Origin of the sequence: Sinorhizobium sp. NFACC03, assembly GCF_900103435.1 — a bacterium.
Lineage (GTDB): Bacteria > Pseudomonadota > Alphaproteobacteria > Rhizobiales > Rhizobiaceae > Ensifer.
Genome location: NZ_FMXF01000013.1, coordinates 57,083 through 80,403 on the forward strand (window position 1 = coordinate 57,083; position 23,321 = coordinate 80,403).

Consider the following 23,321-nt stretch of genomic DNA (forward strand, 5'->3'; position numbering starts at 1 on the left):
TTAGATGAGCTTGGCGAAGGCGACCGCCGTGTCGGCCATGCGGTTCGAGAAGCCCCACTCGTTGTCGTACCAGGTGAGGATACGCACGAAGTTGCCTTCGACGACCTTGGTCTGGTCGATCGCGAAGATCGAGGAGTGGCTGTCATGGTTGAAGTCGCGCGAAACGAGCGGCTCTTCCGTGTAGCCGAGAACGCCCTTGAGCGCGCCGTTGGAGGCGGCCTTGATGGCGTTGGTGATTTCCTCGACCGAGGTGTTGCGCTTGGCGACGAACTTGAAGTCGACGACCGAGACGTTCGGGGTCGGAACGCGGATCGACGTGCCGTCGAGCTTGCCCTTCAGTTCCGGCAGAACCAGGCCAACGGCCTTGGCAGCACCGGTCGAGGTCGGGATCATCGACAGAGCGGCAGCGCGGGCGCGGTAGAGGTCCTTGTGCATCTGGTCGAGCGACGGCTGGTCGTTCGTGTAGGAGTGGATCGTGGTCATGAAGCCGTGGCTGATGCCGATGGTATCGTTCAGGACCTTGACGACCGGAACCAGGCAGTTCGTGGTGCACGATGCGTTGGAGATGACCAGGTGGTCCTTGGTCAGCTGGTCGTGGTTGACGCCGTAGACGACCGTCAGGTCAGCGCCGTCGGCCGGAGCCGAAACGATGACGCGTTTGGCGCCAGCGGTCAGGTGCGCTGCAGCCTTGTCGCGGGCGGTGAAGATGCCGGTGCACTCCATGGCGATGTCGACGCCGAGTTCCTTGTGCGGAAGCGTTGCCGGATCCTTGATCGCCGTGACCTTGATCGGCTTGCGGCCGCCGACGGTGATCGTGTCGCCTTCGACCTTCACCTCGGCCGGGAAACGACCGTGGATGGAGTCATAGCGCAGCAGGTGGGCGTTGGTTTCAACGGGGCCGAGATCGTTGATGGCAACGACTTCGATGTCGGTGCGGCCGGATTCGACGATCGCGCGGAGCACGTTGCGGCCGATGCGGCCAAAACCGTTGATGGCGACTTTTACTGTCATATCGGGTCTCTCCCTGTCTGGATGACGTAGTACGAAAACATCGGGGCGCGCCTTTCGGCGCGCCCCGCAACTTGATCAGGAAAGCTTGGCTTCCGCAGCGGCGACCACCGCCTCGGGCGTGATGCCGAAGTGCTTGTAAAGGTCCTTGTAGGGACCGGAGGCACCGAAGGACGACATGCCGATGAAGGTGCCGTCGCTGCCGATGAAATGATCCCAGCCCTGGCGGATGCCGGCTTCGACGGCGATCTTGACCGGCGAGTTGCCGATGATCGCCTGCTGGTAGTCTTCGCTCTGTTCGGCAAAGAGCTCGAAGCAGGGAACGGAGACGACGCGCGTCGAGATGCCCTTGGCGGTCAGTGCCTGGCAGGCCTTGACGGCGATTTCGATTTCCGAGCCGGTGGCGAAGATCGTCACCTTGGCGTCGGCGGCCGAGATCAGGTCATAGGCGCCGCGGGCGCAGAGGTTTTCTTCCTCATACTCGGTGCGAACGGCCATCAGGTTCTGGCGGGTGAGCGCAATGCCGGACGGGCGGTTGTGGCTTTCGAGCGCCAGCTGCCAGCATTCGGCCGTTTCCGTGGCATCGGCCGGGCGGAACATCAGGAGGTTCGGAATGGCGCGAAGTGCTGCCATGTGCTCGACCGGCTGGTGGGTCGGGCCGTCTTCGCCGAGGCCGATGGAATCGTGCGTCAGCACGTGGATGACGCGGATGCCCATCAGCGCGGCGAGCCGGATCGACGGGCGGCAATAGTCCGAGAAGATCAGGAAGCCGCCGGAATAGGGGATGACGCCGCCATGCAGCGCCATGCCGTTCATGGCAGCGGCCATGCCGTGCTCGCGCACACCCCAGTGGATGTAGCGGCCGGAGAAATCGTCAGGCGTGATCGACTTGGTCTGGCTCGTCTTGGTGTTGTTCGAGCCGGTCAGGTCGGCCGAGCCGCCAATGGTTTCGGCGAGAACGCCGTTGATGACTTCGAGCGCGTCTTCGGAAGCCTTGCGGGTTGCCGGCGAAGGCTTGGTTTCAGCAAGCTTCTTCTTGTAGTCGTCGATGGCGGAGGACAGACGGCCTTCGAGCTCGCCGGAGAAGCGGCGAACGAACTGGGCCTTCTTCTCGGCATCGCTCTTTTCGAGGCGCTCTTCCCATTCCTTGCGCGTCTTGGTCGAGCGCAGGCCGGCCAGACGCCAGGCGTCGAGCACGTCGGAGGGAACGACGAAGGCTTCGGCTTCCCAGCCGAGTGCCTTGCGGGTGGCGGCGATTTCCTCGGCGCCGAGCGGCGAGCCGTGGACCTTGTGGGTGCCGGCCTTGTTCGGCGCACCGAAGCCGATCGTCGTCTTGCAGGCGATCATCGTCGGCTTGTCGGACTTCTGGGCCTCATCGATCGCGGCGGCGATCGCTTCCGGGTCATGGCCGTCGACGGCGATGGTGTTCCAGTGGCAGGCGCGGAAGCGGGCGTGCTGGTCGGTCGAGTCGGCGATCGAGATCGGGCCGTCGATCGAGATGTTGTTGTCGTCCCAGAAGACGATCAGCTTGTTGAGTTTCAGGTGGCCGGCGAGCGAAATCGCTTCCTGGCTGATGCCTTCCATCAGGCAGCCGTCACCGGCGAGCACATAGGTATAGTGCTCCATCAGGTCGGAACCGAATTCGTCGCGAAGCTTGCGTTCGGCGATCGCCATGCCGACGGAATTGGCAAGGCCCTGGCCGAGCGGACCGGTGGTCGTCTCGATGCCGGCGGCGTGGCCGTATTCCGGGTGGCCGGCGGTGCGGGCGCCGAGCTGGCGGAAGTTCTTGATCTCGTCGATGGTGATGTCTTCGTAGCCGGTCAAATAGAGCAGCGAATAGAGCAGCATCGAGCCATGGCCGGCCGACAGCACGAAGCGGTCGCGGTTCGGCCAGGAGGGGTTCTTGGGGTCAAAGCTCAGATAGCGCGTGAAGAGGACTGTCGCTATGTCGGCTGCACCCATGGGCAGGCCTGGGTGGCCGGAATTTGCCTTCTCGACGGCATCCATGGAAAGGAAACGGATCGCATTTGCCATCCGGTCGTGTTTTTCGCGAGAGATCATGACTGTTCCGTTTTGCGTTCGGTGGTCAGGGAACGGTCTCTATCCTCCAAAGACCGCGCAAGAAGCGGCTGACACATAGCAGGTGCGCCGTGCGAGTCAATAAATACGGGCCTTCCGCGGCCATTTGACGGCAGGTCGTTCCGGTCCTTGTCTCGCAATGCAACAGAGCTTTCGCACTGCCGTTGAAGAAAGCCGGCTACGCAATCCATCCACAGCTTCCGTAGTTGTTTGCGGAGCTTGGCATTGTTGAGACTTACGTAATAGGTTTAAAAAAGATCGAGCCGAAGCGGCGGACGGGATTCGGGCGATTCGGCCTCACGGGCGAGGTATTCGGAACACATGCCGGCAAAGACTGTCAAAGCGGCGATCGATGAACTGCGGAACGCAGTGCAATCCCTGGAGAATGCGATCGACGGTCGGTTTGACAGGGAACGGGATTTCGGCGAGTTCGAAGGCGAGGTTCGGCGTGTCAACACCGACCGGTCGCGACTGGCACAGGAACTCGACCAGTCGCAGTTCCGGGCGAACCGGCTCGAGGAGGTTAACCGCGAGGTTTCCCGCCGCCTCGTGACGGCGATGGAAACCATTCGGGCGGTACTCGACCGCTAGGATAAAGCGACATGGCGCAGGTCACAGTATCGATCGACGGCAAGGCCTACCGGATGGCCTGCGAGGAAGGGCAGGAAGGTCACCTGACCGAGCTTGCCACGAAATTCGATCAGTATGTCGGACATCTCAAGAGCCAGTTTGGCGAGATCGGCGATCTGCGCCTCACCGTCATGGCCGGCATCATGGTCATGGACGAGCTCAGCGAGGTCAACCGCCGGCTGAAGAGCCTCGAGGCCGAGGTCGGCAATCTGACTGATGGTCGCGATGCCGCACTTTCCGACCAGATGAAGAGCGAGGAGGCGCTGGCCTCTGCGCTCAGCGAAGTCACCGCGCAGATCCACAGCATTGCCGCCAAGCTGAACGGCCGCACCACGACACCAGCAAGCTAAAGGTTTCGGTGGCGAGCCTCTGGCGCGAAGCACCGAGACACTTTATATATCGACTGCGGTCTGCGCTTCCCGACAGGAACCACAATCCCCGGGGCCATACTCGATCTCAAGGGAGCCGTCCCTGTCCGGGCTCGTGGGTCTGGACACATGGCGCCCACCTACTTTGTAGGTACCCGGGATCGTAAACTATCCATCGGTTGTGTGGATCGCACCTTCTCCCCCCCCTTCAGGCAGCCGTTCAATCTCCGGCAAAGGCCCGGCGAATGGCGTCGGCCATGGCCTCGACGATCCGGTCCTTGCCGTTCCCCGCTTTCGATACCCGCAACACGACGTTGGAGTGGTCGATCACTTCATAGCCGTCGTCGGCCGTCAGTTCGCGGCACCCGGCCGGAATGCTGCTGCGGGCGAGCGGCGCAATGGCAAGGCCCGACACCACTGCAGCCGTCAAGCCGCCGCTCGTGCGGCTGACATAGGCCACGCGGCTTTCCAGGCGGCATTTCCTGAGATTGCGCTGGGCGAGGTCGTCGCACCAACCGCCTTCCAGATAGGTATAGGTGGCGATCGGGAGCGGTCGCCGCTCGTCGGTGCGGTGCTGCTCCGAGGTCACCCAGACGGTCGGGTCCATCATGAGCACTTCGTTCTTCGTGCGCCCGCCGGGTTCAAAGACGACAGCGAGATCGAGCTCGCCGGCTTCCAGTGCCGCGATGTTGGTCATCGAAGCGCCCTGCTGAACGGTCACTTCGACGCCGGGGTGGATGGCGGCGAAGGTTCCGAGCGCTTTCGGCAGGGTAGAGTTGATGTATTCCTCGGGTATGCCGATCCGGACCGCGCCGTCGAGAGCGGGCTGGCGCATCGCGGTGGCCGTGTCGTCGAGCAGCGTGACGATGCGTCTGGCATTGTCGAGCAGCCGCAATCCCTGCGGCGTCAGCACGACGCCACGCGAGTGGCGCTCGAACAGCGCGTCGCCGAGCATGTCCTCGAGCTTCTTAATCTGCATGCTGACGGCGGATTGCGTGCGCCCGACAATATTGGCGGCGCGTGTGACATTGCCGGTGTCGACGACCGCAAGAAAGGTTCTGAGCAATTCGCTGTCGAGGGGGAGGGACATGGTTGTATCCATCAGAAATTCTGATAGCAGCCATGCTCGCAATTCGTTTGTCAGATGTCAACGCGAGGACGAAGATTGGCTGGTTCGATCATCTTGCGCAGGGTCATTCTCCATGAGCGTGCTTGTCCTCTTCGCGTTTTCCGAAGCCTCCATCGCGCTCCGGCGTCGAGCGATGCAATGGTCTTGCGACGTCCTGTTTCCCGAGGTGCCGGTGGACATGCCATCAGGCAAGCCGGCGCTCCTGCGCGATGCGGGGATCTATCATGAGGCAGCCGACATGATGCAGCGGGAAAAGCTGGCGATCGCCTACCGGTCGCACTGGCTGTTGTGAGCGATCTTACCGGCAGATACGGGATTAGAGCGCCATGCGTTCAGGTGAACGCACAAAGACGCTTTAGCACTTTGATTCTAGAGCATCTTTCCGCCTCCAGTGATTCCACTTGAGAGCGGGATGCTCTAGGAGATGAGGTCCAGCCTGGCGGCGCGAAACACCGCTTCGGCGAGATTGCCCGCCTGCAACTTACGCATGGCATCCGTTAGTGCCCGATCGATCCGATCGAGCGGAATGTCGGTCTCGCGCACCATGTCCTGGCGCGTGCGGCCGCGTGCGGCGAGCGTCAGGCAACGCAGTTCCAACGGGTCGAGTTCGTTCATCTGGTCCTTCATGGACGTCGGCTTTTCCACTGCTGCCTGCAGGAGCGCGTCCATACATCGAACACGGGCATTAGTTCCTGCTAATTATTTGAAATCGTGTCCTTATTTGCACGCGGCTCATGTTTCGCGAAAGCGGAACCCTTGCCCATGATGAATGGAAAGCTAATGCTGTGCCGAACCGGGAAGGAGGTGGCATGATTGTCGCAAACTGCTGCAAATGCGGCGATGCCGGTGGGTGGGCGAAAGATGCCATTGCGTAAACAGGCTGGTGGCCGGCCCGGGAATCGGCGAGAGATGGGGAACTTGTGCCATTTCGGGAAGTGATTTTCTCCGGCGACGATGGCGGGCGGCGGGTTGGCAGGAGAGGACGCGATGTCACCGAGGGATTTGAAGGCAGCACTGCGCAAGGAGAGGCTGGCATTGCGCGATGCAATGTCGGCGGAGATGCGGATCGAAGCGAGCCTGACCATGGCCGATCACGCTGGCGACGTCATCGCGCTCGATCCCGGACACATCGTCTCCGGCTTCTGGCCGATCCGCTCCGAGGTCGACATCCGGCCGCTGATGGCGCGGCTGAAGCAGCGTGGTGCCAGGCTCTGCCTTCCCGTGATCATGGACAAGCAGACGATCATCTTCCGCGAATTGCTCGATGGCATTGACGTCATCGCCACCGGATTCGGCACGACAGGTCCGGGACCGGACGCACCTGAACTCGATCCGGATATCATGCTCGTACCGCTTTCCGCGTTCGATTCGACCGGCCACCGGATCGGCTATGGCGCCGGCTATTACGACCGCGCCATCGACCGGCTGCGCAATAAGGGCCACCTGCCAAAGCTGATCGGCATCGCCTTCGACTGCCAGGAAGTGACATCCGTGCCGGCCGAACCGCACGATGTCGCGCTCGACGCCGTGCTCACCGAGAGCGGGTTTCGGCATTTCTGAGTTCATTTCGCCAAGACCGTGGAGTGGGCTAAAGCCTTGAGACCGCAGAGGTCGGGGCGGCAGGTCGTTGCGCGGTTTTCGCTGATTTCATCTAAGGCGTTTCCTGCGCGGTCGGGATCGTGTAGACGCTCTATCTCTTTGTTTTACGCAGTTCCGGACGCAACAACCGCTGACGCGCTTCCGCCGGGCTGCCCTGGTGGGATTTGAGCGAGCATGAGGCTTCTGTTTCTGGGAGATATGGTGGGCAAGACGGGCCGTACGGCGGTCTGGGAGCGGCTTCCAGGACTGGTTGGTGACCTCAAGCTCGATTTCGTCGTCGTCAACGGCGAGAATGCGGCCGGCGGTTTCGGCATCACCGAAGACATCTTTCTCGAGACGATTAACGCCGGCGCCGACGTGGTGACGACCGGCAATCACGTCTGGGACCAGAAGGAAGCGGTCGTCTTTTGCGAACGGCACGATCAGTTCCTGCGCCCTGCCAACTATCCGGCCGGCACACCTGGCCGCGGCTCCAACCTATTTTTCGCCCGCAACGGCGCCCGCGTGCTGGTCGCCAACGTCATGGGCCGCGTCTTCATGCATCCGGAGCTCGACGATCCCTTTAAGACGGCGGAAGCCATCCTCGACGCCTGCCCGCTCGGCGAGCAGGCGGATGCGATTGTCTTCGATTTCCATGCGGAAGCCACCAGCGAGAAGCAGTGCTTTGGCCATTTCGTCGATGGCCGCGCCAGCCTCGTCGTCGGCACCCATACGCACGTGCCGACCGCCGACCACCAGATCCTCAATGGCGGTACGGCCTATATGAGCGACGCCGGCATGTGCGGCGACTACGATTCCTCGCTCGGCATGGACAAGGAAGAGCCGCTCAACCGGTTCATTTCGAAGATGCCAAAGGGGCGTTTCGAGGCGGCCTCCGGTCCCGCGACCATCTGCGGGCTTGGCGTCGAGATCTCCGACCGCACCGGGCTTGCCGAAAAGATCGCGCCGCTGCGCCTCGGCCCGAGGCTGGGCGAGACGATCCCGGATTTCTGGTCCTAAAAAACGAAGCCAGCAGCACCGCCTGCTTGTCGAACGCGCTTCCGGTTGAAGCGCACGCTGCCACGTATCGCCTTCCGGGAATTGATTTTTTTCAAGGTGACAACCCCATCAAATGATGGCAGGTTATCGCGAAATCACGCTGGGCCGGGGCGTGATGTATTCGAGTGTTTTCCAGTGATGAATACCGTCCGCAGTCCTGAATTGCGGGCTTGTGCTGCCGACACCGGACAATCGGGAGCAGGCGCTCTCTGCCCGGCGATCTCGATCCAACAGCGTTCGCCGGCCCAGAGCGGGGACCGCTGTATCATTTAATTGCTTGTGTGACTTTGCCTCTTGGGTCGCTGCCGATCCGAGTATTTGTGCGGAGCGGGAGAGTGATGCGGCGATTTTCCGCTCATGTCCTGTTCTGAAGTATTCAAAGGATTGCGGTGGTTGGTCGGTCCGGCTGCTCACCGCCATCCAAAGTGCATTCGGAGGGCGTGCATGTTGTCTAAATGGCATTTGCCGATGATCGTCGGCGCTTCTCTTTCCCTTCTTTCCGCTGTTGGTGCCCAAGCACAGGACGCGCAGTTGCCTGTCGTGACCGTCGCCAAGCCGGTCGTGCGTGACGTGATCGACAGCGACGAGTTCATCGGCCGCTTCGAGCCGGTCGACGAGGTGCAGGTTCGCGCCCGCATCGGCGGCTATCTCGACGAGGTCAATTTCACCGACGGCGCCCTGGTGAAGAAGGGCGACAAGCTTTTCGTCATCGACCAGCGTCCCTACCGCACGGCCCTCTCCCAGGCCGAGTCGACCCTGGAATCGGCGCGCTCAACGCTGGAATTCGCCGAGTCCCAGTTCAAGCGCACGCAATCGCTGACGGGCACCGGCACGCTGTCGGTTTCGACGCTTGACGATCATCGTCGTGCGCTGCTTTCGGCGCAGGCGCTGGTGCGCGGTTCGGAAGCGGCGGTCGAGCGCGCCAAGCTCGACCTCGACTACACGACCATAACCGCGCCGCTCAGCGGCCGCGTCGACAGGCGCTTGCTGTCGACGGGCAACCTGGTGCAGGCGGACCAGACCGTCCTGACGACGATCGTCTCGCTCGATCCGATCGACTTCTACTTCGACGTCGACGAACGGCGGCTCTTGTCCTATGCGCGGGTCGCGCGCGAACGCGGCAGTGCGTTGCAGGAAGGCGGCGGTGCGCTCGAGGTACTCGTCACAATCGCCGACTCGCAGGAGGAACCGTTCAAGGGCAAGCTCGACTTTGCCGAAAACCGTGTGGACCCGCAGAGCGGCACCATGCGCGTGCGCGCCCGTCTCGACAACCCGAAGCTGGTGCTGCAGCCCGGTCTCTTCGGCCGTGTGCAGATCGAAGGCTCGAACACCTACAAGGCCGTGCTCATTCCGGATGAGGCGATCGGCGCCGACCAGAACGAGCGGATCGTCTATGAGGTGACAGCCGATGGATCGGTGGTGACCAAGCCCGTGCGGCTCGGACCGAAACTGCATGGCTATCGGGTCATCCGCAGCGGCATGACGGGCGACGAGACCATTGTCGTCAACGGCCTGATGCGGGCGCGCCCCGGCACCAAGGTAAAGCCCGAGATGATCCAGCTTCCCCCTGAGGCGCAAGCGGCGGGGACGACGCAATGAGGTTCGCTCACTTCTTCGTCGATCGACCGATCTTCGCGTCGGTGCTTTCGATCGTCCTTTTGATCGTCGGCAGCATTGCCTATTTCCAGCTTCCGGTGGCGCAGTACCCGGAAATCGCGCCGCCGACCATTGTCGTGCGGGCGGCCTATCCCGGCGCCGACGCCAATACGGTCGCCAACACCGTGGCGACGCCGCTCGAACAGGAAATCAACGGCGTCGAGAACATGCTCTACATGTCCTCCTATTCAACCGCTGACGGCTCGATGGCGCTGACGATTACCTTCAAGCTCGGCACCGATCTCGACCAGGCACAGGTGCTGGTGCAGAACCGCGTGTCGATCGCCGAACCGCGCCTGCCGGAAGAGGTCCGACGCATCGGCATCACCACGGCCAAGAGTTCGCCCGACCTGATGATGGTCGTGCATCTGCTCTCGCCGACCGAACGTTATGACCAGCTCTACGTCTCGAACTATGCCCGCACGCGCATCCGCGATCTGTTGGTGCGGCTCGACGGCGTCGGCGACGTCATCCTGTTCGGCGAGCGCGAATATGCGCTGCGTGTCTGGCTCGATCCGGAAAAACTGTCCGCCTATGGCATGACGGCCGGTGACGTGGTGCAAGCGTTGCGCGAGCAGAACGTGCAGGTCTCCGGCGGTTCGATCGGCGGTCCGCCGGCGCCGGGCGACAGCGCCTTCCAGTACACCGTCACCACCGACGGTCGCTTCAGCGATGCGCGGCAGTTTCGCTACGTCATCGTCAAGGCGACGGAAACCGGTCGCCTCGTGCAGTTGCAGGATGTCGCCCGCGTCGAGCTCGGTGCCCGCGAATACGTCAACAACAGCTATCTCGACGGCAGCCCGGCGGTGGCGCTCGGCATCTTCTCGCGGCCGGGCACCAATGCGCTCGACGCTGCCGAGCAGATCCAGAAGGTGATGACCGACGTCGCGCGTGATTTCCCGGAAGGGCTCGAATACCGGATCGTCTACAATCCGACCGAGTTCATTTCGGAATCGATCAACGAGGTCTACAAGACGATCGGCGAAGCGGCGTTGCTCGTCGCCATCGTCGTTCTCGTCTTCCTGCAGTCCTGGCGCACGGCGATCATCCCGATCGTCGCCATCCCCGTGTCGCTGGTCGGCACCTTCGCCTTCCTCTACGCCTTCGGCTTCTCGCTGAACATGCTGACGCTGTTCGGCCTGGTGCTGGCGATCGGTATCGTCGTCGACGATGCGATCGTGGTCGTCGAGAACGTCGAGCGAAACCTCGCGCGCGGCATGACCCCGCGCGAAGCCTCGCATGTGACCATGGACGAAGTGGGTGCCGCTGTTATCGCGATCTCGCTGGTGTTGACCGCCGTCTTCGTGCCCACGGCCTTCATCCCCGGCATCGCCGGCCAGTTCTATCTGCAGTTCGCCGTGACGATCTCGGTGGCGACAATGATCTCTGCCTTCAATTCGCTGACGCTGTCGCCGGCACTGGCGGCGATCCTCTTGAAGCCGCACGAAAACGGCCATCACGAGAGCCGCAACCCGCTGACGCGCTTCGGCCGGGCACTGGCCAACGGCTTCAACAACGGTTTCGACCGCATGGCCGAAGGCTATGCCTGGATCGTGCGCAAACTGGTGTCGACGAAGACGGCAGTGGCCGCGGCGCTCCTCGTCTTTGTGGGCCTGCTCGGGGCCACATGGTACATGGCACAGATCGTGCCGAGCGGCTTCGTGCCGACCATGGACCAGGGTTACGCAATCGTCGTCATCCAGCTTCCAGACGGTGCCTCGCTCGACCGCACCGATGCGGTGGTCAAGCGGGCGTCGAAGATCATCCAGGACGTCCCTGGAGTGAAGAGTGCCGTCGCCTTTGCCGGCTTCAACGGTGCGACGTTCACCAACGCGTCCAATTCGGGCGTGGTCTTCGCCCCCTTCGAGAGTTTCGAAGAACGGTTGAAGCACGGCCAGAGTGCCAACCAGATCATCGGCCAGCTCTATGGCAGCCTGCAGAGCATCCAGGAAGCCTTCATCATTGCCGTACCGCCACCGTCGGTGCGCGGCATCGGCAACTCCGGCGGCTTCAAGATGCAGATCATGGATCGGCAGGGCGCCGACATGCGGCGCGCGCTGGGGCTTGCCTATCAGATGATGGGTACGGCCAACCAGACGGAAGGGCTGACCGGGGTCTTCACCACCTTCTCAGCCTCCAGCCCGCAATACTTCCTGGCGATCGACCGCGACAAGGCGCGCACGCTCAACGTGCCGATCCCCAACATCTTCGAGGCGCTGTCGATCAACCTCGGCACCTCCTACGTCAACGACTTCAACGCCTTCGGCCGTGTCTACCAGGTGCGGGCGCAGGCCGATCAGCAGTACCGTATCGAGCGCGACGATATTCTGGCGCTGAAGGTTCGCTCCGCAACCGGGGCGCTGGTGCCGATGGGCACGCTCGTCGAAATCCGCGACACCGCCGGTCCGACGCTCGTGCAGCGTTACAACATGTACGTATCGGTTCCGGTGCAGGGCAACCCTGCGCCGGGCGTCTCGACCGGCACAGCCCTCGACAAGATGGAGGCGCTCGCCGCCCAGATCCTGCCGCAGGGCACGACCTTTGAGTGGACGGAACTCGCTTTCCAGGAACGCCAGACGGGCAACACCGCGGTGTTCATCTTCGCACTGTCGGTGGTCTTCGTGTTCCTGGCGCTGGCGGCCCAGTACGAAAGCTGGGTGCTGCCGCTGGCGATTATCCTGATCGTGCCGCTTGGCGTGCTCTCGGCGCTGGTCGGCGTGTCCATCCGCGGTCTCGACAACAACGTGCTGACGCAGATCGGGTTGATCGTTCTGATCGGCCTTGCGGCCAAGAACGCGATCCTGATCGTCGAGTTCGCACGCCAAGGTGAGGACGAGGGCAAGACCCCGATCGAGGCGGCGGTGGAGGCGAGCCAACTCCGCCTCAGGCCCATCCTGATGACGGCCTTTGCCTTCATCCTCGGCGTGGTGCCTCTGATGATCGCCACCGGTCCCGGCGCGGAAATGCGCCAGTCGCTCGGCACCGCGGTGTTCTCGGGAATGCTCGGCGTGACCTTCCTCGGCCTGTTCCTGACGCCGGTTTTTTACGTCGCGCTCAGGTCCTTCCGGCGGCGCAAGCCGGCGACGATGACCGAACCGGCGCCCCATCCAGCAGAGTAGCGGGACGCAATCGCAAGGTTGCAACGCCCCGGCAGCAATGCCGGGGCGTTGTCGTTGGACGAGTCAGGTTTCCTTGTTCCTGCCGAGGGCGGTGACGCAAATGTGAGCACGGGCAGCCGTTTGTAACTGGACGCAGACAGGCCCTTGAACAATTCTCTCCCTGCCCGTGACGCCATCATCAGGCCGAGCGAAGGCAAAGGCTTCCATTCGCTGTGCAACGGCTATCTGCCACGTGCCCTTCGGGCCCGAGGTCAGAAAAGCAAGTGAGAGAGGTGAAGGCTGATGCTCCGGTACCTTGTCTACACGTTCGCCGCCATCTGGCTCATTCACGCGTTCTGGCCGTCGGTCGCGCATGCGCAGCAACCACCCCGCCATGTCAGTCAGTGCCAGGCGATTGCAGAAGCCATACCGCAGGCGACCTTCGCCAGCTTCACGCCCGTTGCTGCCACCAAGGGAAAGGCCGTGGTCGGTGAGGTAACGATCACCTATCTCGGCCATTCCACCTTTCTGATCGAGACGCCAGACGGCGTGTCGATCGCGACCGATTACAATGGCTGGTTCGCGCCCTCGTCGCCTCCGACGGTCGCGACGATGAACAAGGCGCATTCGAGCCACTATACGCTGGCGCCTGACCCGGCGATCAAGAATGTGCTGCATGGCTGGGGCGAGAACGGCGTACCCGCCCGTCACGACCTCGTGGTGGGCGACACCTATATCCGTAACGTCACGACGGATATCCGTGCGGGTGGCGCAATGGAGCACGATGGCAACTCGATCTTCATCTTCGAGGTAGCGGATCTTTGCATTGGTCACCTCGGCCATCTTCATCACGAGCTCGACGACAGCCACTACCGCCAGATCGGCCGGCTCGATGTGCTCATGGTGCCTGTCGATGGCGGCCTGACCATGGGTGCCGAGAGCATGAGCCGGGTGGTCAGCCGGCTGCGCGCCTCGCTGATCCTGCCGATGCACCGCCGTGGCCCGCCGATCGACGCCTTTCTGGACATGTTCGGCGACGACTACGACAAACGCTTCGCTGACAGCGCCAGCATCAAAGTATCGTTGCGTTCCTTGCCAAGCAAACCATTGATTTATATTCTCAAGGGCGTCTGAACACTCAGGATCGCCCAATGAAGTTGCTTGTGGTCGGCGTTTCGATTTTTCTCTCCCTTTCGACCCTTGCCGCGGCGGGCGGCGCACCGCCACCGCGCATGCCCTCTCCCGAAGGACAACAGCAGCAAAGTCTACCCGAGACGGCAGCACAGCCCGTGGGCGAACAGGAGATGTTCATGATGCCGTCGGGCAATATCGGCTGCGTCTACACGCCGGCCGGCGGCACCGCGGTGTACCAGCCTCAGGACGGTGGGCCTGAGCTTGCCTGCGATATCGTCGCGCAGCGCTATGTGCGCGCCACGCTCGGCCGTGCAGGGGCCGCCACACTCAATCACGCCGTTGGCGATCCGAGCTGCTGCTCGGCAGCTCAGGTGCTCGACTATGGGCAAAGCTGGTCACGGGGGCCGTTCGCGTGTGCTTCCGAACGCACCGGCCTTTCCTGTCGCCGCGACGACGGACACAGCTTTCTGCTCAGCCGTGCGCAGGTCTCTGCCGACTGAAAAGCCGCGCCCCGGCTGGACGGAAAGCAGCAATAAAACTATAAGGCGCCCCATTCCATTCAAATTCATGCATGCAGAGGGTGCCATGGCTGGCCATTCACAGTTCAAGAACATCATGCACCGCAAGGGCCGTCAGGATGCGGTGCGCTCGAAAATGTTTTCCAAGCTCGCGCGCGAAATCACGGTTGCCGCCAAGTCCGGCATGGCCGATCCGGCCATGAACGCGCGTCTGCGTCTGGCGATCCAGAACGCCAAGGCACAGTCGATGCCGAAGGACAACATCGAACGGGCGATCAAGAAGGCCTCCGGCGGCGACGCGGAAAACTACGAAGAAGTCCGCTACGAGGGCTACGGCCCGGGCGGCGTTGCCGTTATCGTCGAGGCGCTGACCGACAACCGCAACCGTACCGCCTCCAACGTGCGCTCGACCTTCACCAAGGCCGGCGGCGCGCTTGGCGAAACCGGTTCGGTTTCGTTCTCCTTCGATCGTGTCGGCGAAATCACCTACAAGCTCTCCGCCGGTGACGCCGACAAGGTGATGGAAGCGGCGATCGAGGCCGGTGCCGACGACGTGACCACCGACGAGGACGGCCACACCATCATCTGCGGTTTCGAAGCGATCGGCGACGTTTCCAAGGCGCTCGAAGACACGCTCGGCGAAGCCGAGACTGTCAATGCGATCTGGAAGGCGCAGAACACCGTGCCGGTCGATGAAGAAAAGGCGCAGTCGCTGATGAAGCTCATCGACACGCTCGAAGACGACGACGACGTCCAGAACGTCTATTCGAACTTCGAAGTGTCGGACGAGATCCTGGCGAAGCTGTCGGCCTGATCGGACGGCCTATCGTTACCGGAATATGCACCCGTGTCCGAAAGGGCACGGGTTTTTCTTTGGATGGCCCGATGACCTATGACTTCGCGATCTTCGATTTCGATGGCACGCTTGCCGACACGGCGGCGAGCTTCATGGCCGCGTGCAACAGTGCTGCACGGCGCTACGGCTTCCGCGAGCTTTCCGTCGAGGAATTCCAGTCACTGAGGACGATGGGCAATCGCGAGATCATCGCGCATCTCGGCGTGCCAATGTGGAAGCTGCCGCAGATTGCCGGCTTCATGCGCCGGGCCATGGCGTCCGAGGCCGCGTCCGTGCGGCTGTTTCCAGGTGCGGCCGATCTGCTTTTGCGATTGAAGGCGGCAGGCATCGGCATTGCGATTGTCAGTTCGAACGCGGAGGAGGGCATTCGCGCCGCGCTCGGCGACGTGGCGGCGACCGTCGATCTCTATGAGTGTGGCGCGGCGCTTTTCGGCAAGGCGCAGCACTTCAAGCGGGCGATCCGTCACTCCGGTCTTGATCCGGCGCGCGTGCTGGCGATCGGCGACGAGGCGCGCGACATCGAGGCTGCGCGCAAGGTTGGCGTGGCGGCTGGCGCCGTTTCTTGGGGCTATGCCGATCCGAACTTTCTGCAGGGGCTCGGACCGGATCGGTTCTTTTCACGCATGGATGAAATCGCACCGGCCTTCGGAGCGATCTGATTGCGGCTTCATGCGGCCTTGACGAGTTCCTTCTGCGCGTCGGCGAAGAGGCGAAGCGAATGCAGGCGCGCCTCCATGTCGAAGATCGGCATGGAAATGATCAGTTCATCGGCCTTCGTCTGATCGAGGAAGGTTCCGATTTTCCGGCGGATCGTCTCGGGCCCGCCGACGACGGCATACATCATCGAATGGTCGACGAAGATCTTTTCGTCATAGCTCCAGAGCCCATCCATCGATTGAACCGGCGGCGGGAACTGTCCGCGCGCATTGCGCCGCAGCGCCACGAAGGATTGCTGCATCGAGGTGAAGAGATAGTTGGCCTCTTCGTCCGTATCGGCGGCGACGCCCATGACACCGACCATGACATGCGGCTTGTCGAGCGTCTCGGACGGCGTGAAGCGCTCGCGATAGATCTCCAGCGCCGAAAGCAGCATGTCTGGCGCGAAATGCGATGCGAAGGCGAAGGGAAGGCCGAGCATGCCGGCGAGGTGAGCGCTGAAATGGCTTGAGCCCAACAGCCAGATCGGCACGTTGGTATCGGCGCCCGGAACGGCGATGATCTTCTGATCCTCTGCGACAGGGCCGAGCAGGGCCTGCAGTTCCACGACGTCGTTCGGGAAGTTGTTGCCGCTTGCTTCCATGTTGCGCCGCAGCGCCTGGGCGGTGCGCATGTCGGTGCCGGGTGCGCGGCCGAGGCCGAGGTCGATGCGGCCGGGATAGAGTGCGGCCAGCGTGCCGAACTGTTCTGCGATCACCAGCGGCGAATGGTTAGGCAGCATGATGCCGCCGGAGCCGACGCGGATCGTCTTCGTGGCTGCGGCCACATGCGAGATCACCAGCGAGGTCGCCGCACTGGCAATGCCTTTCATGCCGTGATGCTCAGCGAGCCAGAAGCGCTGGTAGCCGTTTTCCTCGGCAGCCTGGGCCAGACGGCGCGAGTTTTCGAGTGATTGGGCGATGCTGCCTCCTTGCGTGATCGGGGAAAGATCGAGGACGGAGAAAGTCGCCATGGCATGGAGCCCTTTATTGAGGGAAATTGATGAAAGGCTATGTAAGCTCAATTTTCCTCAATCCAAGGGCAGTGGCGAAGAAATCCTGAAGCCCGTCTCACCTGTGCGTATGTTTTTGTTTTGTTCACTTTTTGCTGGCAGCGTCCGGGCGAGCATCATAGGGTGAATTTCATGCAGAACACGATTCGCATCATCGGCATCGATCCGGGCCTCCGCCGTACCGGCTGGGGCATCATCGAGACGCTCGGCAACTCGCTGCGCTTCGTGGCCTCCGGCACGGTGACCTCCGATGGCGAGATGGATCTCGCCTCGCGACTCTGCCAGCTGCACGACGGGCTTGCCGAGGTGGTGCACAGCTACCAGCCGCACGAGGCGGCGGTCGAACAGACCTTCGTCAACAAGGATGCAACCGCGACGCTGAAACTCGGCCAGGCGCGCGGCATTGCGATGCTTGTGCCGGCGCGCGCGGGCCTCAGGGTCGCCGAATATGCACCGAACGCGGTCAAGAAGGCTGTGATCGGCGTCGGCCACGGCGAGAAGCAGCAGATCCACATGATGATCAAGGTTCTGATGCCGAAGGTCGAATTCAAGGGCAACGATGCGGCGGACGCATTGGCCATCGCCATTTGTCATGCTCACAACCGCCAATCGGTGACAAGCCGGCTCGCCGCATTGATGGCGTAGTTGCAGCAGATCTAAAGTGTTAAAGCGACCTTAGCGAGTCTTGTAGACGCGCGGCACTGTAGACAAGAAATTTCCCGATGGTCTGAGCGACCATCCCAGCCCACCGCGAGAGACGCCATATGATCGGCAAATTGAAGGGTACCATCGACGAGATCGGCGAGGATCATGTCGTGCTCGACGTGCATGGCGTCGGCTATGTCGCTTTTTGTTCGGCGCGCACGCTGTCCAAGCTCGGATCGGCCGGCGAGGCGGCGATGCTCTTCATCGAGACCTATGTGCGCGAGGACCAGTTGAAGCTCTTCGGCTTTCTGACTGCGCTGGAGCGGGAATGGTTCCGCCTCCTGCAAAGCGTGCAGGGCGTCGGCTCGAAAGTGGCACTCGCGGTACTTTCGACCTTGACGCCGGGCGAACTGGCAAATGCAATTGCGTTGCAGGACAAGACCTCGGTCTCGCGTGCGCCGGGCGTCGGGCCCAAGGTGGCGGTTCGTATCGTCACCGAGCTCAAGAACAAGGCACCGTCCTTTGCCGGCGAGATGTCGGGCTCGATCGGCCTCAAGCAGGAACTCGGCGAAGGGGTCGCGTCCGCGCCGGTATCGGATGCGGTTTCGGCGCTCACCAATCTCGGCTATTCACGCGACCAGGCGGCCAATGCGGTGGCCGCCGCGTTGAAGAATGGCGGTGAGGGGGGCGACAGTGCCAAGCTCATTCGCCTCGGCCTCAAGGAACTGGCGCGATGATCGCTTGCCTTGGCGGGGCGCTCAAGGCAGAACGGAAGAGGGCCGGACGCAGGTGAGTACCTGCGCCATGACGACTGACCAATTGGAACGAATGCATGACTGACGCGGCACGTCTGATAACGCCGGAAAAGCGCGGTGAAGATCTCGATGCGACCATGCGCCCGCAGTCGCTGGACGAATTCACCGGCCAGGCGGAAGCGCGCGCCAACCTGAAGATTTTCATCGAAGCGGCCAAGAACCGCGGCGAGGCGCTGGACCATGTGCTCTTCGTTGGCCCGCCCGGCCTCGGCAAGACGACGCTTGCGCAGATCATGGCCAAGGAACTCGGCGTCAACTTTCGCTCGACCTCCGGTCCGGTTATCGCCAAGGCTGGCGACCTTGCGGCTTTGCTTACCAATCTCGAAGAACGCGACGTGCTCTTCATCGACGAGATCCACCGGCTCAATCCGGCGGTCGAGGAAATTCTTTATCCTGCGATGGAAGATTTCCAGCTCGACCTGATCATCGGCGAAGGCCCGGCGGCGCGTTCGGTAAAGATCGATCTGTCGAAGTTCACGCTGGTCGCGGCGACGACCCGCCTCGGCCTCTTGACCACGCCGCTGCGTGACCGTTTCGGCATTCCCGTGCGTCTCAACTTCTACACGGTCGAGGAACTGGAATCGATCGTGCGCCGAGGTTCCCGGCTGATGGGCCTCGGCATGACAGACGATGGCGCGCGCGAGATCGCCCGCCGCGCCCGCGGTACGCCGCGTATTGCCGGCCGGCTGTTGCGGCGGGTGCGCGATTTCGCCGAAGTGGCGCGCGCCGAAGCCGTGACCAGGAAGATCGCTGACGAGGCGCTGACGCGGCTGCTGGTCGACAATATGGGGCTCGACCAGCTCGACCGCCGCTATCTCTTCATGATCGCACAGAATTTCGCCGGCGGGCCTGTCGGCATCGAAACCATCGCCGCCGGTCTCTCGGAACCGCGTGATGCGATCGAAGACATCATCGAGCCCTACCTGATCCAGCAGGGCTTCATACAGCGTACGCCGCGCGGTCGTATCTTGACCGCAAATGCCTGGAAACATATCGGCCTCAACCCGCCGAAAGAGGTCGAGGCGACGCAGTTCCGGCTGACACTCGAGGACGAATAGATGATTACCCGCCGCGGATTATTGAAAGTGATCGGCGGCGGTATCGCCAGCATGGCGGCGCTCGGCGGTTACGCCTTCGCCGTCGAGCCGTTGGCCCGGCTGAACGTGACCCGCTACACCCTGACGCCGCCCGGCTGGACGCCCGGGTTGAAGCTGCGCGTCGTCGCGCTCGCCGATATCCATGCCTGCGAGCCCTGGATGCCGGCAGGTCGCATCGCTTCGATCTGCCGTCAGGCCAACGCGCTGGGCGGCGACGTGACGGTGCTGCTCGGGGATTATGCGGCCGGCATGAACTTCGTGACCCGCTACGTGCATTCCAGCGAATGGGCGAAGGCGCTTGCGACCCTCTCGGCGCCGCTCGGCGTGCATGCCGTCATGGGCAATCACGACTGGTGGGAGGACAAGACCGCGCAGAAAAATGGCGGCGGTCCGACCTTCGGGCACAAGGCGCTGCAGGATGTCGGCATCAACGTTTACAGCAACCGGGCAATCCGGCTGGAAAAGGACGGGCAGGGCTTCTGGATCGCCGGTCTCGAAGACCAGCTTGCATTGGTGCCGGGCAAGAAGTGGCAGCGCCAGCGCATGGCGGGTCTCGACGATCTCGACGGCACGCTCGCACAGGTGAATGACGGTGATCCGGTCGTTCTGCTGGCACATGAGCCGGACATCTTCCCGAGCGTTCCCCCACGGGTCGCATTGACACTGTCGGGTCATACCCATGGCGGGCAGGTGCGGCTTCTCGGCTTCGCGCCCGTGGTGCCTTCGCGTTTCGGCGATCGCTATGCCTATGGGCACATGGTCGAGGACGACCGCAACCTGATCGTCTCCGGCGGTCTCGGCTGCTCGCTTGCACCGGTCCGTTTCGGCGTGCCGCCGGAGATCGTCGTCATCGACCTCGGTTAGCCCGGTCAGGCGTCGGGGGTTTTACGCCGACTTGCTGTCTGTGACCAACTCCCTGATCGTCGTCGCCAACAGCTCGGATCCGCCGGGTTGCCAGCCAAGCCGGCGCAACTTTTCGGTCGACATGACGAGATAGCCATCCGCTGAAGCGGCCTCCGGCAATGGGTGCCGAGACCTGGTCAGCGTCTGCACCACCGACAGGATTTGCCTGACATCGAGCAGCAGGTCCGAAACGTTGAAGACCTCACCGCGCACGGTGTCGCTATCCGCTTCCAGCATGAGCCGTACTGCGGCGCCGACGTCGTCGCCGTGAACTTCGGTGCCGATCCGAGGCTGGATCGGTTTTCCATCAAGATAGTTCGCAAACAGCTCGGCCCATTTGTGCTGCCTGCCAGGAGCGGCCGCGCCGTAAACGCCGGTGACGCGCAGGCTTGCCACGCTGAAATCCTCGGTCGCAAGCAGGCGTAGGTGATCTTCCACGGTGACCTTCACCGCGCCATAGAGCGTGTCCGGATCGGGTGCGAATGTCTCGTCGATGGGGCCTGGGCGCCTGCTGCCGTAGACGGCGCGGCTCGACAGGAAGACGCAGCGTTTGACGCCGGCAGCGCGAGCGGTCTCGAACAGGCGGATCGAGCCATCGATGTTCGCACGGCGAAAGCTCTCCGGATCATCGCCTTCACCGCCGCGATATTTGCCCTCGACATGGTCGAAGGCGGCATGAACAAAGCCGTCAATGCCATCGAACGCGGCGGACTGATCGCGATCCAGATCGAGGACGAGCGGAACGAAGGGGAGGTTGCGCGAGAAAAAGCTGTTATCGGGGGGATGGCGGCCGCTAACGATCACCTCGTAGCGATTGGCGATCAAATGCTCGACGATGAAGCGGCCGACGAAGCCGGTGCCGCCGGAGACCAGCACCCTGCTCATCGGTGCGCCGGATTGGGGAGGGAGGCGATCTCCGGAATGTCGTCCCCGGTCAGGTAGGCGAACCAGAGGTCGATCAGTGGCCGCAGGGCCCCGGCACGCGGATGGTCTTTTTCCCAGGGCTTTTCATACTGGTAGTGCAGCACGCCGATCGAGCGCCAGTCCCAGAGCGCGGGCATGTTGAACCAGACATATTGCAGCATGTTCATCGTCACCGGCAGGCCGTGCCAATCCGGGAAGAAGCTTTGTAGGAAGGTCTGGTCGGTGCGTGGCCAGAAGGCATCGGGTGCGTCGAGCCGGTCGAGCATCCTGTCGAATGTCGCCAACGACGGTTCGGCGACGAAGACGCCGGAATTCAGCCGGTGAAAGTCGGCGAGGCTTTCATAGACATTCGGGGCCGCGGAGAATTCCGGATAGGCATACAGCCGGTCGATGTTGCGGAGCACAACCGCGTCGGCATCAATGAAGACGCAGCGGCAGTATTCGGTTAATTGCCAGAGCCTGAGCTTGCAGAAGTTGTCGAGCGGCGAGTGGAAGGCCGGTTTGCGGCCCTTGGTGAAGGGTGCCTTCTCATGCACGTTCCGGCGCTGATGACGCTCGTTGAAGGCATCGGAAAGCGGCAAGAGATCGGTCTCGATCAGGCGACAGCCGAACTCGGCCAGCGGCGCCAGTGCTTCGAGCGCTACGCCGCCCGTATGGAGCACGACGATATCCGCCTTGGTGCTCGTGAGCCGGATGGAGCGTGCGAGCGCGCGGGCACCGAGCGCATAGTCGGCATTAGTGACGAGCGTCACGAAGGCATGATCGGCCAAGGGTGGCGAGGAGGGGCGCAGCCCCTCCGAAGGGTCGTTTGATGTCATGAAACGGATTTCAGCCGCTTGCCCTCTGGGTCGTGGTTGATCAGCGGCGCGATGTCCTTGGTCCAGGCGGAGACGGCAGGCACGCGCGTTCTATCGACACGATAGGCGAATTTCTTCGCGACATCGACGATTTCCGACAGCAGCCCGTCCTGCAGCCGCGTCGGGTTGAGGCCGAGGCCTAAGAACTTCTCATTGTGCACGACGAGTTCGTTCTCGGCCGCTTCCTTGCGCGGGTTCGGCAGCCAGGCGATCTGCGATCCTGAAATCGCTGCGATCATCTCGGCGAGGTCGCGCACCCGGTGGGTCTCGGTCATCTGGTTGAATATCTCGACGCGGCTGCCGCGGGCGGGCGGGTTCTTCAGCGCCAGCTCGATGCAGCGGACAGAATCCTGGATGTGGATGAAGGCGCGCGTCTGGCCGCCGGTGCCATGTACCGTCAGCGGATATCCGATCGCCGCCTGAATGAGGAAACGGTTCAAGACGGTGCCATAGTCGCCGTCATAGTCGAAGCGGTTGATGAGCTGGGCGTGGCGGCGCGTCTGCTCGGTATGGGTGCCCCAGACGATGCCCTGGTGCAGGTCGGTAATCCTGAGGCCGTCGTTCTTGGCGTAGAACTGGAAGAGCAACTGATCCAGGCACTTGGTCATGTGGTAGATCGAGCCGGGATTGGACGGATAGAGAATTTCCTGGCTGACGGTCTCGCCGCCCATCGTTTCGATACCGACAGGCAGATAGCCTTCGGGGATCGCAGCACCAATGGTCGAATAGCCATAGACGCCCATGGTGCCGAGATGCACGAGATGGGCGTCGAGCCCGAGTTCGACCAGCGCGTTCAGGAGATTGTGCGTGGCGTTGACGTTGTTGTTGACCGTGTAGTTCTTGTGGCGGTCGCTCTTCATCGAATAGGGCGCGGCACGCTGCTCGGCGAAATGCACGATCGCATCAGGGCGATGCTCGGCGAGCCAATTCTTGAGGAGTTCGTAATCGCGGGCAAGATCGATGAGATTGAAATGGATGCGCCGGCCGGTTTCTGCATGCCAGATGCGGGTACGTTCCTGGATCGAATCCATCGGCGTCAGCGATTGTACGCCGAGTTCCGTATCGATCCAGCGGCGGGAGAGATTGTCGAGGATATGGACGTCGTGGCCCGTATCGGACAGGTGAAGAGCCGTAGGCCAGCCGACGAAACCGTCGCCACCGAGAATCGCAATCTTCATGCACGTTCTCCTGATCGAGGGAAGGAAGTCCGTCACGTGATAGGATAGGATTGTGACAACGCTGCAATGCTTGCAAATGGC

23 protein-coding genes and 1 other RNA gene are annotated in these 23,321 nt (G+C 62.4%); 16 read left to right on the plus strand and 8 right to left on the minus strand.

The window, feature by feature from the left end:
* Together gap and tkt are read right to left on the minus strand one after the other, a co-directional pair.
* Complete coding sequence (gene gap / locus BLU35_RS17520; RefSeq protein ID WP_057254672.1) at nt 1-1,011, minus strand: type I glyceraldehyde-3-phosphate dehydrogenase; 1,011 nt, start codon at nt 1,009-1,011, stop codon at nt 1-3.
* Nucleotides 1,012-1,086: 75 nt separating this feature from the next.
* Entirely contained in the window at nt 1,087-3,069 is a 1,983-nt protein-coding gene (gene tkt / locus BLU35_RS17525; protein WP_065375261.1) for a transketolase, read from the minus strand.
* 339 nt (nt 3,070-3,408) lie between these two features.
* On the opposite strand from tkt, the gene BLU35_RS17530 reads away from it, so the two are divergent.
* The 3 genes from BLU35_RS17530 to ssrS all read left to right on the plus strand — a co-directional run bounded on the left by BLU35_RS17530 (nt 3,409) and on the right by ssrS (nt 4,279).
* The gene (locus BLU35_RS17530) at nt 3,409-3,678 is read left to right on the plus strand and encodes a DUF4164 domain-containing protein (RefSeq protein WP_057254674.1); all 270 of its coding nucleotides are present in this window, start codon (nt 3,409-3,411) and stop codon (nt 3,676-3,678) included.
* Between the two features lie 11 nt (nt 3,679-3,689).
* Complete coding sequence (locus BLU35_RS17535) at nt 3,690-4,067, plus strand: cell division protein ZapA (protein WP_057254675.1); 378 nt, start codon at nt 3,690-3,692, stop codon at nt 4,065-4,067.
* A gap of 54 nt (nt 4,068-4,121) precedes the next feature.
* A non-coding RNA gene (ssrS, locus tag BLU35_RS17540) (6S RNA) lies at nt 4,122-4,279 on the plus strand.
* Nucleotides 4,280-4,305: 26 nt separating this feature from the next.
* Here ssrS and BLU35_RS17545 read toward each other — a convergent pair.
* Entirely contained in the window at nt 4,306-5,175 is an 870-nt protein-coding gene (locus BLU35_RS17545) for a LysR family transcriptional regulator (RefSeq protein ID WP_093233948.1), read from the minus strand.
* 112 nt (nt 5,176-5,287) lie between these two features.
* Between BLU35_RS17545 and BLU35_RS17550 the strand changes: the two genes are divergently transcribed.
* Nucleotides 5,288-5,506, plus strand: a complete 219-nt coding sequence (locus BLU35_RS17550; protein ID WP_093233909.1) for a hypothetical protein — start codon at nt 5,288-5,290, stop codon at nt 5,504-5,506.
* 125 nt (nt 5,507-5,631) lie between these two features.
* Here BLU35_RS17550 and BLU35_RS17555 read toward each other — a convergent pair whose 3' ends face one another.
* Complete coding sequence (locus BLU35_RS17555) at nt 5,632-5,841, minus strand: helix-turn-helix domain-containing protein (RefSeq protein WP_057254835.1); 210 nt, start codon at nt 5,839-5,841, stop codon at nt 5,632-5,634.
* Nucleotides 5,842-6,201: 360 nt separating this feature from the next.
* Here BLU35_RS17555 and BLU35_RS17560 point away from each other — a divergent pair, with 360 nt between their 5' ends.
* From BLU35_RS17560 to BLU35_RS17595, 8 genes are all read left to right on the plus strand, one after another.
* Nucleotides 6,202-6,774 carry a 5-formyltetrahydrofolate cyclo-ligase gene (locus BLU35_RS17560; RefSeq protein WP_057254677.1) on the plus strand — a complete coding sequence of 191 codons (573 nt, stop codon included), beginning with the start codon at nt 6,202-6,204 and terminating at the stop codon, nt 6,772-6,774.
* Between the two features lie 213 nt (nt 6,775-6,987).
* Nucleotides 6,988-7,812 carry a TIGR00282 family metallophosphoesterase gene (locus tag BLU35_RS17565; RefSeq protein ID WP_058321032.1) on the plus strand — a complete coding sequence of 275 codons (825 nt, stop codon included), beginning with the start codon at nt 6,988-6,990 and terminating at the stop codon, nt 7,810-7,812.
* A 483-nt stretch (nt 7,813-8,295) separates the two neighbouring features.
* Nucleotides 8,296-9,450, plus strand: coding sequence for an efflux RND transporter periplasmic adaptor subunit (locus tag BLU35_RS17570; RefSeq protein ID WP_058321033.1), 1,155 nt, complete (start codon nt 8,296-8,298; stop codon nt 9,448-9,450).
* A complete protein-coding gene (locus tag BLU35_RS17575) occupies nt 9,447-12,626 on the plus strand; it encodes an efflux RND transporter permease subunit (RefSeq protein ID WP_093233910.1) in 3,180 nt (1,059 codons plus the stop codon). The genes BLU35_RS17570 and BLU35_RS17575 overlap by 4 nt, the downstream gene beginning before the upstream one ends.
* A gap of 279 nt (nt 12,627-12,905) precedes the next feature.
* A complete protein-coding gene (locus BLU35_RS17580; RefSeq protein ID WP_082616147.1) occupies nt 12,906-13,739 on the plus strand; it encodes an MBL fold metallo-hydrolase in 834 nt (277 codons plus the stop codon).
* A gap of 17 nt (nt 13,740-13,756) precedes the next feature.
* Nucleotides 13,757-14,239, plus strand: a complete 483-nt coding sequence (locus tag BLU35_RS17585; protein WP_286161548.1) for a hypothetical protein — start codon at nt 13,757-13,759, stop codon at nt 14,237-14,239.
* Nucleotides 14,240-14,324: 85 nt separating this feature from the next.
* Nucleotides 14,325-15,071, plus strand: coding sequence for a YebC/PmpR family DNA-binding transcriptional regulator (locus BLU35_RS17590; RefSeq protein ID WP_057254682.1), 747 nt, complete (start codon nt 14,325-14,327; stop codon nt 15,069-15,071).
* A 71-nt stretch (nt 15,072-15,142) separates the two neighbouring features.
* Nucleotides 15,143-15,772, plus strand: a complete 630-nt coding sequence (locus tag BLU35_RS17595; RefSeq protein WP_057254683.1) for an HAD hydrolase-like protein — start codon at nt 15,143-15,145, stop codon at nt 15,770-15,772.
* A gap of 8 nt (nt 15,773-15,780) precedes the next feature.
* On the opposite strand, the gene BLU35_RS17600 is transcribed toward BLU35_RS17595, so the two are convergent.
* On the minus strand, nt 15,781-16,782 hold the full coding sequence (locus tag BLU35_RS17600; RefSeq protein ID WP_057254684.1) for an LLM class flavin-dependent oxidoreductase: 1,002 nt from the start codon (nt 16,780-16,782) through the stop codon (nt 15,781-15,783).
* Nucleotides 16,783-16,953: 171 nt separating this feature from the next.
* Between BLU35_RS17600 and ruvC the strand changes: the two genes are divergently transcribed.
* The 4 genes from ruvC to BLU35_RS17620 all read left to right on the plus strand — a co-directional run bounded on the left by ruvC (nt 16,954) and on the right by BLU35_RS17620 (nt 20,242).
* Nucleotides 16,954-17,466 carry a crossover junction endodeoxyribonuclease RuvC gene (gene ruvC / locus BLU35_RS17605; RefSeq protein ID WP_057254837.1) on the plus strand — a complete coding sequence of 171 codons (513 nt, stop codon included), beginning with the start codon at nt 16,954-16,956 and terminating at the stop codon, nt 17,464-17,466.
* Nucleotides 17,467-17,585: 119 nt separating this feature from the next.
* Nucleotides 17,586-18,203, plus strand: a complete 618-nt coding sequence (ruvA, locus tag BLU35_RS17610; RefSeq protein WP_057254685.1) for a Holliday junction branch migration protein RuvA — start codon at nt 17,586-17,588, stop codon at nt 18,201-18,203.
* A gap of 95 nt (nt 18,204-18,298) precedes the next feature.
* The gene (gene ruvB / locus BLU35_RS17615; protein WP_057254686.1) at nt 18,299-19,339 is read left to right on the plus strand and encodes a Holliday junction branch migration DNA helicase RuvB; all 1,041 of its coding nucleotides are present in this window, start codon (nt 18,299-18,301) and stop codon (nt 19,337-19,339) included.
* A complete protein-coding gene (locus BLU35_RS17620) occupies nt 19,340-20,242 on the plus strand; it encodes a metallophosphoesterase (protein ID WP_057254687.1) in 903 nt (300 codons plus the stop codon).
* A 21-nt stretch (nt 20,243-20,263) separates the two neighbouring features.
* Here the strand turns inward: BLU35_RS17620 and BLU35_RS17625 are convergent, their stop codons facing one another.
* Genes BLU35_RS17625 through BLU35_RS17635 form a run of 3 tightly spaced genes read right to left on the minus strand, consistent with a single transcriptional unit; the run spans nt 20,264 to nt 23,240 of the window.
* Nucleotides 20,264-21,166, minus strand: coding sequence for an NAD-dependent epimerase/dehydratase family protein (locus BLU35_RS17625; protein WP_093233911.1), 903 nt, complete (start codon nt 21,164-21,166; stop codon nt 20,264-20,266).
* A complete protein-coding gene (locus BLU35_RS17630) occupies nt 21,163-22,023 on the minus strand; it encodes a glycosyltransferase (RefSeq protein ID WP_058321038.1) in 861 nt (286 codons plus the stop codon). The genes BLU35_RS17625 and BLU35_RS17630 overlap by 4 nt, the downstream gene beginning before the upstream one ends.
* Nucleotides 22,020-23,240 carry an NAD-dependent epimerase/dehydratase family protein gene (locus BLU35_RS17635; RefSeq protein ID WP_058321039.1) on the minus strand — a complete coding sequence of 407 codons (1,221 nt, stop codon included), beginning with the start codon at nt 23,238-23,240 and terminating at the stop codon, nt 22,020-22,022. Before BLU35_RS17635 ends, BLU35_RS17630 begins: the two co-directional genes overlap by 4 nt.
* Nucleotides 23,241-23,321: the final 81 nt, after the last annotated feature.

Bases quoted from the DNA above. Each gene is read 5' to 3' on its own strand.
- BLU35_RS17555 (WP_057254835.1), bottom strand. From the start codon at position 5,841: ATGAAGGACCAGATGAACGAACTCGACCCGTTGGAACTGCGTTGCCTG.
- BLU35_RS17585 (WP_286161548.1), top strand. From the start codon at position 13,757: ATGAAGTTGCTTGTGGTCGGCGTTTCGATTTTTCTCTCCCTTTCGACC.
- BLU35_RS17530 (WP_057254674.1), top strand. From the start codon at position 3,409: ATGCCGGCAAAGACTGTCAAAGCGGCGATCGATGAACTGCGGAACGCA.
- BLU35_RS17620 (WP_057254687.1), top strand. From the start codon at position 19,340: ATGATTACCCGCCGCGGATTATTGAAAGTGATCGGCGGCGGTATCGCC.
- BLU35_RS17575 (WP_093233910.1), top strand. From the start codon at position 9,447: ATGAGGTTCGCTCACTTCTTCGTCGATCGACCGATCTTCGCGTCGGTG.
- BLU35_RS17625 (WP_093233911.1), bottom strand. From the start codon at position 21,166: ATGAGCAGGGTGCTGGTCTCCGGCGGCACCGGCTTCGTCGGCCGCTTC.
- BLU35_RS17550 (WP_093233909.1), top strand. From the start codon at position 5,288: ATGAGCGTGCTTGTCCTCTTCGCGTTTTCCGAAGCCTCCATCGCGCTC.
- gap (WP_057254672.1), bottom strand. From the start codon at position 1,011: ATGACAGTAAAAGTCGCCATCAACGGTTTTGGCCGCATCGGCCGCAAC.
- BLU35_RS17535 (WP_057254675.1), top strand. From the start codon at position 3,690: ATGGCGCAGGTCACAGTATCGATCGACGGCAAGGCCTACCGGATGGCC.
- ruvC (WP_057254837.1), top strand. From the start codon at position 16,954: ATGCAGAACACGATTCGCATCATCGGCATCGATCCGGGCCTCCGCCGT.
- BLU35_RS17630 (WP_058321038.1), bottom strand. From the start codon at position 22,023: ATGACATCAAACGACCCTTCGGAGGGGCTGCGCCCCTCCTCGCCACCC.
- BLU35_RS17590 (WP_057254682.1), top strand. From the start codon at position 14,325: ATGGCTGGCCATTCACAGTTCAAGAACATCATGCACCGCAAGGGCCGT.
- ruvA (WP_057254685.1), top strand. From the start codon at position 17,586: ATGATCGGCAAATTGAAGGGTACCATCGACGAGATCGGCGAGGATCAT.
- BLU35_RS17545 (WP_093233948.1), bottom strand. From the start codon at position 5,175: ATGTCCCTCCCCCTCGACAGCGAATTGCTCAGAACCTTTCTTGCGGTC.
- tkt (WP_065375261.1), bottom strand. From the start codon at position 3,069: ATGATCTCTCGCGAAAAACACGACCGGATGGCAAATGCGATCCGTTTC.
- BLU35_RS17560 (WP_057254677.1), top strand. From the start codon at position 6,202: ATGTCACCGAGGGATTTGAAGGCAGCACTGCGCAAGGAGAGGCTGGCA.
- BLU35_RS17635 (WP_058321039.1), bottom strand. From the start codon at position 23,240: ATGAAGATTGCGATTCTCGGTGGCGACGGTTTCGTCGGCTGGCCTACG.
- BLU35_RS17595 (WP_057254683.1), top strand. From the start codon at position 15,143: ATGACCTATGACTTCGCGATCTTCGATTTCGATGGCACGCTTGCCGAC.
- ruvB (WP_057254686.1), top strand. From the start codon at position 18,299: ATGACTGACGCGGCACGTCTGATAACGCCGGAAAAGCGCGGTGAAGAT.
- BLU35_RS17570 (WP_058321033.1), top strand. From the start codon at position 8,296: ATGTTGTCTAAATGGCATTTGCCGATGATCGTCGGCGCTTCTCTTTCC.
- BLU35_RS17565 (WP_058321032.1), top strand. From the start codon at position 6,988: ATGAGGCTTCTGTTTCTGGGAGATATGGTGGGCAAGACGGGCCGTACG.
- BLU35_RS17600 (WP_057254684.1), bottom strand. From the start codon at position 16,782: ATGGCGACTTTCTCCGTCCTCGATCTTTCCCCGATCACGCAAGGAGGC.